Consider the following 17,084-nt stretch of genomic DNA (forward strand, 5'->3'; position numbering starts at 1 on the left):
TTTTAAAAAGAGGCAAGTAATCATTATTTTTCATGATTTACTTGCCTCTTTTAATGTGAAAACCTTTTGTTTCTACTAACGAAAGACCTCAATTAAATGACGATTTGCGTTGTAAGGTGTGCCTCGAGTTGTTCTTCTACCTGACTCTGCAATCAAAAACAGATTATTCTTTGCTCTTGATGAGAGGACGTAAAGTAACTTTCTTGATATTTCATTTTCATCTGTTTCATGTGAGAATATGTTGGTCCAATGAGGAAGGTATCCCCATAATAAACAAAATCCAATTACCGTATCGAATTCAAGTCCTTTACATTTATGAGTGGTGATAAATGTTATTCCTCCCGATTTTGCAAATCCATTCTTATATATAGCAATCGAATCCCCTATACCATTTCTTGTCTGCCTTTTGATGCACTTTTTCTCAAATTCATTCAGTTCCAACACCAAATTTGAAAACAAATTAATGTCGATATTTATCCTGTTAAAGAAATACGAAAAACCTTCTTTTAAGTACTCTATCCCCAATACACTGGAAGAAGAAAATGAGTTGATTACTTTTAAAATTTTTTGCGGACTGAGATTTGAGTCAGATATTTGCGGTAATTTTTCTTCCAAAGACTCGAGTAGAACATTTGCCCATCTCATGCGCAATATTACCTTATCTGGTGCTGGAGTGGATAAGAGTAGTTTTGCAAGATGATAAAATAAATTATTATCATCTCTGTAAAGTGGAGATAGTCCAGCAGCATCTAAAGGTAAATTTGGATCTAATTGTTTTATTGATCTTGCCATATTTATTAATTCTTGCCATCGTGGAGCTATCACAGCTATTTCATTATACGGTATACCTTTACTATTATGTAATTCATAAATTAGGTTTCTGATATACTGGGCTAAACTCTCTACTTTTACATCTCTATTAAAAGAAATAAGTGAAGTATTATCTTTATTCTTGCCCTTTGCTTCTATTGAATCTCCATAAATTTGAAAATTTTTATAGATATTAATAATTTGTTGAGTAGACCTATAATTACCATTTAAACTTTTCTCATTAATTTGATAGCCACCTATACATTCAACAATTTCTTGTTTTGTTTTTGAAACCCCACCTAATGTCTGATAAATTCCTTGGTTCGGGTCTCCTACAATTAACAGTTTCGTTTCATTATAACCAGCTTTTATTATTTCACCAATTATTAAGTACTGCAATTCTTGAGTATCTTGATACTCATCAATAAGAATCCATTTAAATATAGTCGATAAGTTCTTCGCTATCGAGGTGTTTTTCTTTAATATCTTATAGGAATAAAATAATATTAAGTCAAAATCAACAAGTCTTTCTTTCTTTAGCTTGCGGTCGTATTCTTTAAGTATTAAATCGTTTTCATCATTAATGCTTATAAAATCTCCATTTTGATTACGTCGAGTATTAAAATCTATATTTCTTAAATTTAGGGTATCCATAATATTATCAGTAATTTCTTGAACATCGTCTTCGTCCAAAAAGGAGTATCCATATTTTAATTCATCGAGAACATGAGAAAAGGGCTTAATTATCCAATTTGTACAAAAAGAATGTATCGTTCCACCCCAATAAAATTGATTATCGACAAAGTTAGCCTCAAGCCTAAGCTCTATTTCTTCAGCAGCTAAATTTGTATACGTTATTGCAGCGACTTTCTCATTTTTCTTTAGTTTCATCCCCTCATAGATTAATTTGGCTACAAGCGTTCTTGTTTTCCCACTACCGGGACAAGCAATAACTAGCAAGTTATCATTAAATTCGACGATTTCCCTTTGTTCAGTGCTTAATGTATTAAGGAGAATCAAACTATCCCCTCCCCATCAAAGTGATAAACTTAGTTACCATACTATCTTTATGAAGTGAACAAAATGATTCAATAATCTCCGTCTCAGTTGGTTTCTCTCCGTAAAGCATCTTAACTGTGCTAATAAAGCTTTTATACCCATTCCCCAAATGATGTTTAATAACCGATGTAATTTGATCTTTTTGTAAAGTGGCAACGAATGCTAACGCTTCTAGTAAATACTCAGGAAATACAACATTCTTATCTGACCTAGCTGCAATAGCTAATGCTAACCATCCTTTACCTTCTTTATTTGCTAAACGCAGAATTTCTTTCCCGTAAACACTCAGATCCGGGCTATTTATTTTTTCAACAGAACTATCTTGATCCGTTTTTCGTTTGTAAATATCTTTTCTTATAACATTTTCTATAACGTTTCTATTTCCTTCCTTAAGTAATTCCACTTCAAATGTATTAGTTGCATAAAATACCGAAATAAAACTATTGTCCTGGCAAAACTCATCAAGTTTTTTTCTTCGTTCTTCTCCAGACTCTTGCGATTGTTTGCATTTTTTTTGAAATTCTTTATCCGCATACGTTTCGTCATTTAATGGTACGATTGAAATATCATTGTCCGTGACTATAGCACATCTTCTTCTAATTCGTTCTTTAGAGAACAGGATTGCTAAATTTGTAAATTGTGTACTCCCAACATTAATTAGACTAACTCCTATTTCATCCAACGTAATTCCAAATGCCTTCTTTACCATTTCAGGAATGAGTATTAATTCAGCATCGCCCTCAACCAATATCGCAGACTTTGCAAATAGCAATGTCGATCTTGTGGCATCTAAAAAACGTTCAATTCTTTTTACATCGTCGACATCCAATCCACTACTAGGTTGTGAAACTTCACAGCAATTGTCCTCAACATATAGAATATTTACGGAATCGAGTGAACACGATGAAGAAATATGACTTGAATGAGTCGTTAATATAATTTGGGTGTTTTCATGGTCATGATATTTTTGAAATAAGGTTTTTTGGATATGGTTGTGTAAGTGAGCTTCGGGTTCTTCTATTAGCAAGAAATGAGCTGCTTTATTTTGTTCATGGTCAAGTCGATTATACTCCTCGAGTTTCAGAGCTAAGTAAAGCAAGTTAGCCCCACCCAGGCTCATTTCATATAAATCACCAATATAGTCTTCACCTGCAAATTCACCAGCTTTTATATTTAATGCTCTTAAAGTATTTTTGAAATCATCAGATAAGTTTGAGTTGATTTCGATTCTAGGCGCATAAGTGTAACCAACTGTTTTATGTAATGACTGAGAAACTCCATCTGCCAATTCTCTAATTTCTGGTAAGTTAGTTATATGCCAATTTAAATCTTTTATCGTTCTACTGACAGTTTCAGTGCTTGTTTCATTAATGTTTAAGTTACTTAGCATTCTAAGCAACGGTGATGTTCGTGGGTTTTTCAAATCCCCTATTACGTCTCTTAGGGCTTTAGCATATGTACAAGCAAAATCATTTTTAAATACATATTGGTTAGCAGGTGTGCCAAGGAGACTATTATCTTCTTCATCTGGATTAGGAAAATTGTAACTAGAGAAGTCACCAACTAACGTTGTATATACATCATCCTGACTAAAGTCAGCTAATCCTCTCCCATATAAAACTGATTCGTACTGATTAATTTTTATAGATGAGAGGTACTCTAAAAACTGTTCATCTTCCACAAATTCCTGACTCATTTCAAATAATCTTTTACGAACTTCGTACTTTGGCCTAAAGTAAAGATTTAATGAACCGCTATTTTCAGTTGTATGCGTACCCTGAAAAACGAGGGCTTGAGACGAATCATCATTAGAGAGGTTATCGAAATGCAGACTAATGACAATCCAATGCCCACGCCAATTCAAAAGAGAACGGTTAAAATCCGTATCGAGCAGGTTTGTAGACGATCTTGGTAAACTATCGTCTATTATGAGTCTAAGTGCAAACAAGGCATTTGTTTTTCCCGATCCATTGGCACCTATTATTGTATTAACGCCTTCCTTAAAAATAAAGTTAGCTCTCTTGAAGTTTCTAAAGTTCCTGATTTTCAGACTGGATATATGCATAAAAAATCCTCCATTCGTAGTATTATCCTGTTTCTTCTAATAGGAAATTCTACCATAATACTCGTTTTCTATATAGGTCTATTACACTATAAAATGCAACATAAGGCAGTCCTATTATTCATCTGTGTATTGTGTCACAACCCATAAATCATCACAGTATAATGTCATTATTTATCGAAAGTGTATATGTAGATTACATAAAAAAAGCACGAGATAGACCTCCGACTCCGTGCTGGAATAATCAACCACCCCACGTAAGTCAAACTCAGTATACCCCGCGCTCATTTGAATTATTTTTGTGACTTTAAAAGGTTTATAGTTCAAATGGATAAATACTCGATAACCCTTTTTTTATTTCTTCAATTTCAGTAAGCAGCTCTTGTCTATACTCGGCCTTAAGGTTCAAATATTCATCAAAATAAATGTCGGCTTGTGTATCTATAAGTCCTTCCATTTGTGATATTAGATCAGCCAATATAAACCATTCTTCTAAATTTATATTTAAATTCAATGCATGTTCAGAAAGAAAACCTCCAATGTCATGATCATAGAAATAAATCAAACTATTAAAATTATTGTTTAAATTAATTAACCATAGATCCCCTTGTCCGCTTTCCCCAAATATCCAAAAATTTTCGTCAAATTCAGTAAAATCTTTACGATAATCTTTGTTATACTGTTTTGCTTTTTCATACGAAAGGAGAATGCAGTCTTCGGATATTTTATTATCAGCTAAATTTTCACAAACCCATAAGTACTCCTTCGGAAATAATTCGCTAACAGCAATTGAGTTTTTTCTTCTTTGCAATCCGTTTACTACTTCCTCAAAGCTTCTCTTTTTAAACACAGTCTCACCTCTTATACGAATAATTTTTAATTGACGTGGAACTTCTGGAGTTTATTTTACTTTTCTTTGCCATACTGTCTAAAACCATCTCAAAATAAGTTTTCATTTCTTGTTTTGAAGCATTTGAAAATTTAATTTTAGATTCATTCAAAATATTCTTCCAAACAATATTCCAGTTTTTACCCAACTTACTACTATTAGTATGAATTCCAGGCTTTTTAGTATGTTGTTTCTTGCTTAAATCGTAAAAATATTTAGGATCATTAACATCAATGTCTGCCATTTGTTTAAAAATATCTTTATATTGTTCCGGAAAACCATGATGTATATCTCCAGATGCATTCTCTCCGGTAAACATTTTCCATAATTTTTGAAGTTTATACGTTGGGGTTTTGGCTAACCCAAACTCATCAACCCAGACATTCGGATCATCCACATACCCATACAACGTCGGGTTATTCCCTGCCAGCCCTATCGGGTCCTGCTGCGTATACATCCCCTCATGCGGCGAGTAGTAGCGGAAGCGGTTGTAGTACAGGCCTGTTTCCTCGTCCTCATATTGACCTGGGTAACGGAACGGACAATCGGATCTTTTGCCCTGGAGATAAATATTTTGGACGTTGCCGTAAATGTCCAGTTGACAAGACCATACTCGTTCCCCATGTTCATTATACATTTCTACCGGGGTGCCCAGGTGGTCAGTGATGATGCTGTACGTACCGTTAGCCGTGATTTTGGCGGCCGGGCGGAAGGTTCCGTCTTCAAACACCCAGGTCGTCATTGTGGTAGGGTCGGGCTCTTGTGGAGAAGGTTGAGATAATAGGGACCTAAATTTTTCTGCCGCTCCTTGAGGTGCAGCTAAGTCAAACTCCAGTTTTTCCTCATGCTTGTCCTGCTTACTCACCGCTGTCCATTCATGCAAAATTTGGTTCCCATCCCACATATAACAGTATACTACGCCGTTGAAGTGCTTCTCAATCCGGCGTCCTAGGCTATCATAGGTGAACACCACTTCCTTGCCGTCTGGACGAACGACCCTGCTCATCATGCCGTTGCCGTAATACTCATAGCACCAGCGACTGCCGTCCTGCTCCAGTTTTTCGATCAGTTGGCCTTCTTCATCATAGTTGTATTTCGTTCCTTGGAATTCGAGCAATCGCCCGTCTGCGCCGTATTTCCGGTCCGTGCGATGGCCGCTGCTGTACAAGTTCCCTACATCGTCCGCCATGCGGAAGATTTTATCGAACTCGTCGCTAGCCCCGATCAAGGTGCCGAAATCGTCATAGTTATAGCGGATCGCCTTACCTGTCAGTTCGTTCGTCAGCGATTTCAGGCGGTAATTGATATCCCAGGCATACCTTCTTTTTCGGCTTTCGCGGCCACCGCTACTAACACTGTGCCGTTCCGGTCTTCCGATAATATCGTATTGCCATTTACTCACTACTCCGCCGGGAAGCAGCCTTTCGATCTCTTGACCCAGCTTGTTATAGATCATTTCCGCAGTCCAAGGTATGCCCGTTCCGGCTGGGCCGTGACCAGCCTGCTCTTGCTCCTGCACTTTTTGCTCTGCCTGCAACTGGCTAATCTGACCCAGCATATCCCGGTCTATCTTGATGCGAGCACCCAGGCTGCTGATTACTTCCGTCCGGTTGCCGAGTTCATCATACTTGCTGGCGATCCAATATTTGTCGCGCCATTCCTGGATCAGATGGCCGGTTGCATCATACTCCAGCTTGACCGTGGCAAACGGATTGGTGGTCTCCAGCAAAGCCCCGATCCGGTTGTACTTGAACGTTTCGGTCATATCGTCACTGTAGGCTGTTTGCGTTATGCGGCCCATGTCATCATAGCTGAATGCCGTCCACCGGCCGCCGGGACGCTCTACCCTTTCCAGCACACCGCCAGGACTACGCACATATTGTCTGACGATGCCGTCGAACCCGGTTTCTCGAACGATTTCACCGTTGGCATCACGTTCCAACTCATACCGCTCCCCATGCTCATTAACGACTGCCGTCAACTCTTCCTCGTTGTTATATACCAGCTCAACCCGCTTGCCTTTTGCTTCGCGCCAGGTCATTTGTCCGAGCGGTGTATACCCGAACGTAACGCGCTGCTTGGAATCCTCCGCGACGATGACATCTTCGTACGCATTATACTGCAGCTTGACCACGTTGCCATCCGGCAGTTCGGCCCGGACTACCCGTCCCAAAGCATCGTAGGTAAAATACTGATTTGCGCCCAGCGGACTCGTTGTTTGCAAACATTCTCCTCGGTGATTGTAGCTCCACTCGGCACTCGTTCCATCCGGCAGCGTCATTCGGGTTAGATTATGGTGATCGTCGTACGTCAGCAACGTCGCCGCGTCCTGCGGGTTCCGCACCTCGCAAATCCGATGACGTTCATCGTACATGAACGTTGCCACGGTCCCATCCGCGCTAGCGACCCTGTTTAATCTCCCCTGTTCATCATAATCCCACGATTGGCTCCCGCCTTCCGGGTCGGTCACTTGCAGCAGTTGCCCCTGCTCGCTGTACATATACTGCCAACTGCCGCCGTCCGGCTGGATCGTCTGAACCAATTGTCCAAGCTCGTCATACACATACTGCGTCAATCGGCCATTCTCATCTGTTTCGCTCAGCAGGTCGGCCGTATCACTATAGGTATATTCGTATCTGCCGCCTAGCGGGTTGGTGATCGCTGTACAGTAATACTCCGGCGTATATTCATACTTTGTCGTATGCCCCTGACTGTTCGTCACCTCGTTGTATCCGTCAAAATAAGCGATGCGCCCTTCAAGCAGCCCGTCTTCGCCCCACGTATGCACGCAGCGCGCTCCCGTGGTTGGGCCGTCATAGCGCCAGTAGAAGCTATACCCGTTGCGATCCTTTTTCTCGGTCATCAGATGCTGGTCATAGGTTTGATACGTCGTCTGGCCCAGCGCGTCCGTAATGGCGATCAGATCACCCGCTTCGTTGTACCGGTATTGCACCAACACTTCGCGCCGTTCGCTCAGCGGGCTGTCCGGATTCGTGCGGTACAAATGGGTGACCTTCGTAATTCGTCCCGCCGTATCCGTAGTGATATCCAGCACCCGTCCCACACTGTCGATGACCTGCTGCAAAAAGCCCCGCTCGTCATAATGCAGCTCAATGCGCTGTCCGAGCTCATTTTCTACCCGCACCAACTGGTACGGAACGGAAACTTCATTTTCCATTTCAGTGTCTACATCCGCTTCAACTTCCGCCTTGGCTCCCGCTCCGACCTTTACTTTCGCTCCTGCTGTTATAGCCCACACCTTCGATTCAGCTTGTTCCTTCGCTTCTGCTTGCAGCATCCCCTGCGCCTTCGAACCCGTTTCCATACCCCGAGGCGAACCGTCGGCTAACGCGGCAGGTGCCCGCCAACCCCCGTTCCCGGTCACAGGTGCAAAATAATACGTCAACCGCCGCTCATGCTCAAACATCGCATAGTTGTGTCCCATACGGCGCAGCGTCAACCGCTCGGAGCGGTTAAACGTCTCCACGCGGCCACGATGCAGAAGTTCAAACGCCGCCGCCCGGCCATCGCCGAGCAGTACCCCGATGCCCTCCTTCAACACGGCTAAACGCATATCCAGCGCATGATGCACGCCATGGCCCAGCCATCCGCTGAACCGGCTGTCGCTGATCCATCGGCGTTCCCAGACCAAGGGCAGCGGGCCAGGGAATTCAAAGTCGGTCGCTTGGCTCATCATCGCCCCGGTGATCAAGTCCACCGGTTCAAAGCCCCAGTGACAAAACTTATCCTTAAGCTTTTTCGTGCAATTGAAATTAGCCAGTACCTTGTGATTTAGAGCGGTCAACGCCTTATCCAAACCGGATTTCTCCAAGGCCGCTTGCACCAGCTTGCCCGTTCTCTCCGCCAGCTCGTCCTGCATTTTCGCCAGCTTTTCCGCGACCTGCTTCTGAATGACATCGGTCTGACCCATGACCTTTTTCGCGGCCGTGAGCACCTTGTCCATCTGGCTTTTGCCTAACTTCAATACTTTCTCGCCGCCAACCTTCATCACCGCTTTGCCGATCTTGCTGGCGGCTTTCCCCGCCAGGCGGGCGGCCCCAAAGGCGTCTCCGACCCCGGGAATCATACAGACGAGCGATAACCCCGCGCCGACAAAATCGCCGCGCGCCAGACTAACCCCCGCATTAATCACATCAAATACGGCGCCGACGCCCGGCAACATGCCAAGCACGTCCAGCCCCATTTGAACCTTATCCCAAAACCCTTCCTTCTCCTTATCGATCTTCGCCTGCTCGGCTTCCGGATTGGTCAGCTTCGCAAACGACTGCCGATCCCGGCCCTCGGCCACAATGACCTCGCCGGATGTTTCCACATTGTCGTTAATGATCACGCTGCCGCCCTTGCCGACGACGATGATCTCCTCCTCCGCGACGGCCTGAAACTGCTTAAATCCGCTAAAGTCGATCTCCTCCGGCGCCATCCAGATGATATCCTGTTCACTATGCAGCTCTATCCCCGTATCTTCATGAATCGACAGGAACAGCGAGCCCTCCTTGGCCGTAAAAGAAATGTCCTGCTGCCCCAGCATAAAATCCTTACCATAGCTGGTCGTAAACGACTTTACCGTGGAATCGGCCATTTTCTGATTGGCTTTGGCGGCCGCTTCCCCGCCGGCGGACAGAGGCGTGCGCACCGAATTGATCAGCATCGCGTCGTCTTCGTCTTTTCCCGGAAAATACAGCTTAACCCGCGCCCCGACCTGCGGCATCGTATGCAGCAAGTGGCTGAACGGCGAAGAATAAGGGAACCAGACAGCTTCCGCTTCATCCTGCTCCTGATCTATATCCAGATGCACTTTGGCCCTGTTCGGTGCGACCCCGATGACCTTGCCTTCAACCGCAAGCCCGACCAGATACGGATTATACCGCTGATTTTGCCGGATCCCTTCCGGAAGAGCGCACAAATAATCAAACTCCAGAATTCCCTTGTGTAGTTCCGCTTCCAGGCCCATCACCGTAAACCATATTCCGTTCAGTTCCACCTGATCGCCTAACTGCAGCAGTTGCTCCAGTCTGACCACACAACGGGTAAAAGATCTCTCCTGCAGCCTTTCGTTCGGCGCCGCAATCGCAGTCAAGAAAGCGTCAACCTTGCGTCCGATCCGGTAAGCCGTCCCTTCCGGCAGTTTCAGCCGCCCCGATCCGGCCGGGGCTCCGATCCAGATCCGCGCCTCATGGCCGGCCACATCCGGGGTTAACACCGCCCCCGCTTGAGAAGCGACTCGCTGCAGAAACTCCCAATCCGTTTCCTCGTACTGCAGCAGCAGCTTGCCGATGGACCGCGACGTATCGAACGTATTTTCCTGAAGCTGGTGCCGATAAGGCTATAACACCTCATCGACGACTTCGCGGTAGCGCATATTCATCTGCTGGAACGAGCGGCTTTTGCGCTCAACATCCAGTTGATATGTAGGCGAGATCACGACCAGCTCCACGTATTGATTATTCTGCACCTCATGCAGGTCAAGCTGATGAAGCTGCCCGAGGAACAGCGGATAGTCCTGCCGGCCGTCTCGGCCATGCCCCCATAACCCGATAGGATCGTCACTGCTTGCCCGCTCGACAATTTGCTCGCCGTTATGCTCCGGCAAGAGGCCCCGCAGCAGCATTCGCGCGTGATCCCCTGGATGGCGGATAATCTTGATCCGTTCCAGGCGAAGCTGGCCGTAAGGCCACTTTAGATAAAGATCCCGGAGCGTCAGACTCTCGTACTTTCGTTCTTTTTGATCCAGCATCCCGCTCCTCCTTCCTTTTATTTCTGACCGTCGTCTTCCACATAAATAATGCCATTCTCATGATGCACACAATTGACGTAAGAGCAGCTCAGCAGCGCGGGTTTGCCCTCGACCAAGAGGTCCGGCTTGCCGTTTACCCACTCCATATGCACCTCCGGCTCACACGGCTTGTCTCTCGCATCGCAGACCCCGAAGGTGGAAATATTATCGTCGACCTTGCTGTCGGCCACATTCATCAGCGGCTGGCCTTTGATATACATGCCGTGGCATGTAGGTAAATTCAGCATGTTCGGATGACTGCCGCACGCGCAACGCAGCATCGCTCCACGCACCACGTAGCTGAACTCCTCGCTGGCCCCTTCCTGCACGACGGTGCGTGCCATTTTTGCAGATACCATCATTTAGCCCCCTTCTGGTTCCTTAAGATGTCCAATCCACCGTCCACTTCCACCGGAATCAAACGCAGCCCCGTATAAGCCCGGCGCAGCAGGCTTTCGGCTACGTCCAGATGGACAACCACATGCCCTTCCGCGCAAAACAACCGCTCCCGCCGCAGCCGATTTCCGTCCAGGACCAACGCGGTCACCCTGCCGAACTGATCGCGCTTGCTTTTTTTCGATAACACATCCCGTTCTTTCGGTTCCAAAAACCAGTACAGCTCTTGCCGCTTTGCTTCTTTTGCCGTTAGAATAACGGAAGTCCAGCCCAAGCCGAATTCATATAATTCCAGCAGTTGCTTCATCCGGTTGGACACCAGACGCCGTGGCCCCTCCACGTAATCGATAAACTCGACTTCCGCTTCCTCCCGGACATACAAACTGTTGTATTCCTGCCCACCGTTACCGCTGCCGCTATCGCTATCCCGCTGGCCGCCGATCACCAGCAGCGGCTTGCTCCGTTCATCCTGCTCCAGTAAAAAATAATGCATAGCCACCTTCCCTTCTTATCCCCCAGCCGGTACGGGAACGCCGTTTTCGTCTTCCTCCATCCAGATGATGCTGCGCTTTTGCTCCTCGCTGAGCTGCCATTTCATGGAATCTTGTTTCATCACCGTAACCCCGGCTAAATTTGCGCCCTGAAAATCAGCCCCGCCCAAATCGGCATACAGCAGGCTCGCTCCCTCCAGGTTGGCATCGTTAAACCGGACGCCGCCAAACCCCAGCACCATCCCCTCGTGGATAAACCGTTCCCCGCCCACAGCTTCCGTAAACCGGGCACCGCGCAGATCGCTTCCGCTGAAATCGGCATCGTACAGCAAACTTTGGCTTAAGTCGGCGCCACTCAGGTTGCTGCCGCTAAAATCGGTGCCGATACAGACGCTTCGCTGCAACCGCGAACCGCTAAAATCGCTCCCCGTGCAGTGGCTGTAGCGCAGATCGATGTCTTCATAACTCCCTCCGCTCAAATTCAATCCACGGAAGTCGCTGTTCATATAAACATTCGGCAATTTTTGCTCCAGCCAGCGCTTCAGGACCGCCGCATCCTTCTCCGAAACGTCTTCCATCCAAATCTGTTCACTGAAGTCCTTATACTCCCCGGTGCGGAATCTAAGCACATCGGCCCGCTCCACCAGCCGGAATTCCGGCAGGTCTAGCAGCCGCGGCACAATCCGCCGTATCCACTCTCTTACAAACTGGTGAAGAACCGCGATCTCCCGCAGCAGGATCGCATCCTGGTCCAGCTCAGGCAAAATCTGAGCAGTTTTTTACGCAATTCTTGCTTAAAGTCCTGTAAAAACAAGTGCAACCAAGGCAGTTCAACCAGCTCCATACACTCGCTTCGGTCCACATACCAGCGGTCATCGTAAGCTTCCAGGCTGTAAACCAGCTTCCCCTGCAGCAGCCAGGACCGCAAATAAGAAAAATGAATAAAGGCGATTCCAGCTTTCGTCCCGCCTACCTGCTGCTCGCGGATACGCAAGCAGAGCTTGCGAAACGCTTCGATCAGCTCGGCGGAATGCGGCTCCATCATCCCGCTGCGCCAAATCCCGTCGGCTTTAAGCAGCAGCGCGTCCCGCAGTGCGGCAATCTCCTGTTCTACTACCGGATCCGTCAAGCTCTTCCCCCCTGTCCTAATTGTTTCGCACCTGATTTCCTTTCAGCACGACATCGTTTTCGATCACCAGCGAGCTGTCCTTGCAGCTCATCTCCACCTTCTCGCTCGCCGCCAGCGTAATGTTCTTTGACTGCAAAATCACATTTTCTGTCGCGGTCACTTTAATATCCTTGCTGCTGGTCAAGGTGATGCCGTTCTCATCCTCCAGCAGAATCGATACACCGTCCCCGGAAATCATAATGTAATCCGGTGCCAGCACGATCATTTTTCCGTTCTTCGTCTTGAGCGTTTTGATTTCCGGGTCCTGCATCGGATCGCTGCCTCCCGCGCCGGCCGAACCGCCAGAGCCGCTAGTCCCCGCTCTCGCCGCGCCTACGCCCGAACCGGCTGCTCCACCACCCGAAGCGCCGCCGCCGGAACTTCCGGATTTCGCCACTGAACTGGTGGCAAAGGCGTCCTTCTCCTCATGCGTCGGAAAATAAATCCGCACATTATCCCCCTGCTCTGGCATGAAGTACCATCCGGCATTGTCCGCAGATGCGTAAATCGTCGAGTACGGTAGCCAGCAGGCCGTTCCTTCATCCTGAGCTGAATCCATGTTCAGATGTACCTTGACCGTATCCTTGCTTACGGCGAGGACTTGCCCCTGGACCGAAGCACCGACGATCATGGTGTTATACTGTTTCGGGATCACCAACCCGCCTTCTCTGGCTAACGTATATCTGCGTTTTAAAACCCCTTGTTCCAGGACCATCCCGACCTGGCTCACAAGCAGCTTTTTCCCGTTAAACTCCACCTCATGCCCGACATCCAGCACCTGCGGCGACTCCACTTCATAGAACACAAAATCATGCTGCGAGACCCCTGGAATACGGGCACGCTGCGCCTGCTGATACAGGTCCATCCGTTTTTGAACGCGGTAATTGTGCACGGTCAGCTTGCCTTTGCTGCCGAGCTCGGGCAGCCCGACATAACACAAGATCCGCTCATCCATGGCAGCGGGGACAATCCCCGTATGAAAATGCGAAGCCAGCCGCTTAAGCAGTTGCCAATCGCTTTCTTGATACTGCAAAATCATGCTCTCCAGCGAGGACCCGTTCGACGCGTAATCGATTAAGTCCGCCTGGGGATAGGCGCCGATGACTTGATTCATCAAGGACCGGTAGGCCAAACCGATTTGCTGAAAAGACCGGTCCACCGGCTGTAAGTCCAGCTTATAGGTGTTTGACACCGCATCCACGGAAATGAAGTGCACCCCTTGAGCCATCTGGATTTCAACATCCAGAATCATGCCGTGGAACAGCGTCACCCGCTTGCCTTGCTCATCGACCTCCTTCACCACGATCTCCGTCTGCGCGTCAGCCATTTGCACGTAACTGTCTTTACGGCTCTCCGGAACGATCCCTTTAAACGTCAGTTTGACATGCTCGTTCATCCGCTTGTCGATCTTCAGTTCCTGCAACCGCTCCAGCTCAAACGGTTCGATCACAATGTACGAATTCAGCGTCTGTTCCATGCCTTATCCCTCCCCTTTGTGTTCCTGGCCAATCACCTGTAAGGATGCCATCATACCGTGGGCGATCGGACGCCATAACTTCATCTCTTTTTCCATGCAATTCACCCCGAAGAAAAGCCCTTTTTCTTCCCAGGCCATAAAAAAAGTCAAGTTATAAATGTTCCCGTCCATCGCCGGGGAAACAAACTCGTAATATCCGGCCCGTTTTTTGCCCTGTTGTTCCGTCTGCACGGGTCGTCCCTGGGAATGCTGTCCTGCTTCCGGTTCAACCTCGCCCAACGCAAACACCCCGTTGGACAACCAGGAGGCATTGGGCTGCATGCGCTTCAGCATCTTCAGCAATTCCGCCTGATACACCTCCATCTCATCGTCAAACAGCCGATTCTCCGTAGGATTGACCGTCACATTGACCGTCAGGGTATCATTGGTGTAAATCAGCTTGGGACGCCGTTCGGACGGGTATTTGATTTTCGCATAGGCCTCTGGCATTTCGCTAAAAGACACCGGCAAACGCAAGGCTACCTGCCCCGGGACCACCTCCGTTACAGTAAACTCAATGCTTTCCTTTTCAAGTTCCAGCTCCCCGGCAAGAACCGCTCTTGTTACCTCCGGAATGGAAAGCCGATTCTCCCGAACCCGTTCTTGTTCCTGCTGTTCTTCCTCCTGAATCATCCTCAGAAACTGCTCATCGATAAAGTTGGTCATTTAAGCACCTCTTTCGCCATATGTACTCGCTTAAGACCTAACAACTTCCGCCGCTCCCCCCAGCCAACACCCCGACAGTTACAAAAAACAGCGACCCCATCCCGATAAAACCGTCGAGAAAGCAATCGCTGTCTAAGCTGCGCAGGTACGTCCTTTCTTGCACTAACCGTTGGAGATGTATAGGATAAAGGAATGACAAAACCCTTTCTTATGTATATCGGTATAAACTTCCATTTGTTTTACACCGATCTCCGTAATTTGGGGTAATTTTCAAGCGGGCATAAAAAAAGAAACCGGCCCCCTTCCGGGTTCCGGTCTCCAGTGAAAGCTATCCAGCCAGCTTAATGTTCCAACCCATGATTTGCAGTTATTGTTCCGGGCGTACTCGGTACAACAGGTGCTACGACAACACTAATTAATCCCAATACGACGACCATCGAAAAAAATGCCTTTTTCATTGCTTAATTCCTCCTTGAGAGTTTCATTCATGAAAACAATGTACCGCTTTTGCTGATCTTCGTTGGCATGTTCTCTAAATGACTCAAACAGAGCAGTAAACTTTTTGAACGCTACTGTGTCTTTTAGTATATCAGATAATTCCAAACCTTGAAATGTTTTGTCTATTGCAACACTGTATTGCTGACGAACAAAGTAATACAGCGATAATCTATAGAATACTTTCATCAGGTATAATGCTCGCCGTTGTTTGTAATATTCGATTGCCTTATTTATATCGTTTTCAAAAGATTCTAATATCTCTTCAACATCGAAATTATGTTTTATTGCTGCTTCGGTAATGTTAAGTAATCCTGGCATCAACTCATCAATTCTAGATTCTCTCAGGAATTGAACATATGGATCCAGATATTCTAAATTGCCTTGAAGCACGTTTACAGCGAACATGTTTGCTTTGGCGAACATTTTAAAAAAATTAATTTCTTCGCGGGCTTCCTTGCTTCCGTCATCTAACCAGGATAGATCGCTGTACTTCTCGATAAGGGCCTTTGCTTCTTTATATAGCCCCTTATTCTGCAGCGCAACGCCTTTTGCCAGTTGGCTAAATCCAAAATAATAGATTGGATGCCTGTCATAGGTTTTGTGTTTGGTTGTTTTTTCCTCTTCAAGTCCTAGTGCAGACAAGTGAAGCTTATTCGCTATTTCGATCATCTTGTCCCAATCTTCCAGGGCATATGTGGCTTTTAACAGATCAACCAGGGAATCGATTTTCAAATCATCCAGGCGTAATTCACTCACTGAAATTACCTCCTACCCCATTTTATTCCTAAAAATAATATAAGGCATAATTTACCTGCAGTCAATTAAAGTGTCCTGAAATGTATAATTTTAACACTAAAGATGTTTTATGAACTTTAGGTCACACTCTCTCCCTAGTCGTTCATGGAATAAGCTACTTAACGATTGATTACCCAGTTCCATTTACATCATCCATATCGCAGTTTTTTGATCTTTTCTCGATGAATTATGCAATCGACCAAGAGAACCTGTAATAAGCAACTGTACCAAAAAATAAAAATATCCTTCTGGCGAATAGTACTGCACAATTGGATCTGGTATCCCTCCCCTAATAGAACAAAACAGGAAAATTGTTTATTCTATATAGATTTGGCTAACAATTTGGATAAGAACCTTGGTTGTATTAACATATGATTTTCGTAAAAAAAATGGAGGTCTATGGAAAATTATACCTAACCATTCCTAAAACATCAATCTTATTTATTAATTTGACTCTATAAGGCCTCCAACTTAAAGCATTCCATCGTCTACACTGACTAAGAGGTGTAGTTATGTTAAATATAATGCAACATATCGGTGCAAAAATCCGCTTATACCGTTTGGCCAAGCATTTGACTCAGGAACAATTAGCAGATTGCATTGGCTCAACAGGCACATACATAGGGCGGTTAGAACGCGGAGAAAAAAATGTACGAATCCAAACGCTTGTTAAAATCGCTGAAGCACTTGATATCAGCATATTTGCGCTACTCGAAAACGATCATGAAGAGTATCTTTACCAGAAAAAGTGGGTCTGGGATAGCTTAACACTCATGCTCCAACAAAGCGATGCTAAGCAAAAGATGATTTATCATGTAATTCATGCAATAGTGAATGAGGAAAATAATTAGCCCCTACTCATTCACCTATACTTATCATATCAACTCCGCTTTCACCGTCTTCTTTTTCTGCCGCGGCCGCATGTCCATAAGACTGAGAT

13 protein-coding genes are annotated in these 17,084 nt (G+C 46.0%); 1 reads left to right on the forward strand and 12 read right to left on the reverse strand.

Annotation, left to right across the window (positions count from 1 at the left end):
• Positions 1-75: 75 nt before the first annotated feature.
• The 12 genes from NYE74_RS24250 to NYE74_RS24305 all read right to left on the reverse strand — a co-directional run bounded on the left by NYE74_RS24250 (position 76) and on the right by NYE74_RS24305 (position 16,105).
• Complete coding sequence (locus tag NYE74_RS24250; protein WP_051985571.1) at positions 76-1,830, reverse strand: UvrD-helicase domain-containing protein; 1,755 nt, start codon at positions 1,828-1,830, stop codon at positions 76-78.
• A 1-nt stretch (position 1,831) separates the two neighbouring features.
• Entirely contained in the window at positions 1,832-3,934 is a 2,103-nt protein-coding gene (locus NYE74_RS24255; RefSeq protein WP_036624188.1) for an ATP-dependent nuclease, read from the reverse strand.
• A gap of 313 nt (positions 3,935-4,247) precedes the next feature.
• A complete protein-coding gene (locus tag NYE74_RS24260; RefSeq protein ID WP_316560455.1) occupies positions 4,248-4,781 on the reverse strand; it encodes a hypothetical protein in 534 nt (177 codons plus the stop codon).
• A gap of 4 nt (positions 4,782-4,785) precedes the next feature.
• Positions 4,786-10,041: a DUF6531 domain-containing protein gene (locus tag NYE74_RS24265; protein WP_341005206.1), complete on the reverse strand. Its 5,256-nt coding sequence runs from the start codon at positions 10,039-10,041 to the stop codon at positions 4,786-4,788.
• 123 nt (positions 10,042-10,164) lie between these two features.
• Positions 10,165-10,575, reverse strand: a complete 411-nt coding sequence (locus NYE74_RS24270) for a hypothetical protein (RefSeq protein WP_316560926.1) — start codon at positions 10,573-10,575, stop codon at positions 10,165-10,167.
• A 17-nt stretch (positions 10,576-10,592) separates the two neighbouring features.
• Entirely contained in the window at positions 10,593-10,973 is a 381-nt protein-coding gene (locus NYE74_RS24275) for a DUF4280 domain-containing protein (RefSeq protein ID WP_051985574.1), read from the reverse strand.
• Positions 10,973-11,503 (reverse strand): hypothetical protein, encoded by a 531-nt coding sequence (locus NYE74_RS24280; protein ID WP_051985575.1) that lies wholly within the window; start codon positions 11,501-11,503, stop codon positions 10,973-10,975. The genes NYE74_RS24275 and NYE74_RS24280 overlap by 1 nt, the downstream gene beginning before the upstream one ends.
• 15 nt (positions 11,504-11,518) lie before the next feature.
• On the reverse strand, positions 11,519-12,265 hold the full coding sequence (locus NYE74_RS24285; RefSeq protein ID WP_316560925.1) for a pentapeptide repeat-containing protein: 747 nt from the start codon (positions 12,263-12,265) through the stop codon (positions 11,519-11,521).
• The gene (locus NYE74_RS24290; RefSeq protein WP_316560924.1) at positions 12,202-12,630 is read right to left on the reverse strand and encodes a hypothetical protein; all 429 of its coding nucleotides are present in this window, start codon (positions 12,628-12,630) and stop codon (positions 12,202-12,204) included. The genes NYE74_RS24285 and NYE74_RS24290 overlap by 64 nt, the downstream gene beginning before the upstream one ends.
• A gap of 16 nt (positions 12,631-12,646) precedes the next feature.
• Positions 12,647-14,146, reverse strand: coding sequence for a phage baseplate assembly protein V (locus NYE74_RS24295; RefSeq protein WP_036624191.1), 1,500 nt, complete (start codon positions 14,144-14,146; stop codon positions 12,647-12,649).
• A gap of 3 nt (positions 14,147-14,149) precedes the next feature.
• Positions 14,150-14,851 (reverse strand): hypothetical protein, encoded by a 702-nt coding sequence (locus NYE74_RS24300; RefSeq protein WP_036624192.1) that lies wholly within the window; start codon positions 14,849-14,851, stop codon positions 14,150-14,152.
• 411 nt (positions 14,852-15,262) lie between these two features.
• Positions 15,263-16,105 (reverse strand): hypothetical protein, encoded by an 843-nt coding sequence (locus tag NYE74_RS24305; RefSeq protein WP_036624193.1) that lies wholly within the window; start codon positions 16,103-16,105, stop codon positions 15,263-15,265.
• A gap of 551 nt (positions 16,106-16,656) precedes the next feature.
• Here NYE74_RS24305 and NYE74_RS24310 point away from each other — a divergent pair.
• Positions 16,657-16,995 (forward strand): helix-turn-helix domain-containing protein, encoded by a 339-nt coding sequence (locus NYE74_RS24310; RefSeq protein WP_051985576.1) that lies wholly within the window; start codon positions 16,657-16,659, stop codon positions 16,993-16,995.
• The last annotated feature ends 89 nt before the right edge of the window (positions 16,996-17,084 follow it).

The sequence above is a fragment of the Paenibacillus sp. FSL P4-0127 genome, from assembly GCF_038007325.1.
GTDB classification, from domain to species: domain Bacteria; phylum Bacillota; class Bacilli; order Paenibacillales; family Paenibacillaceae; genus Fontibacillus; species Fontibacillus macerans.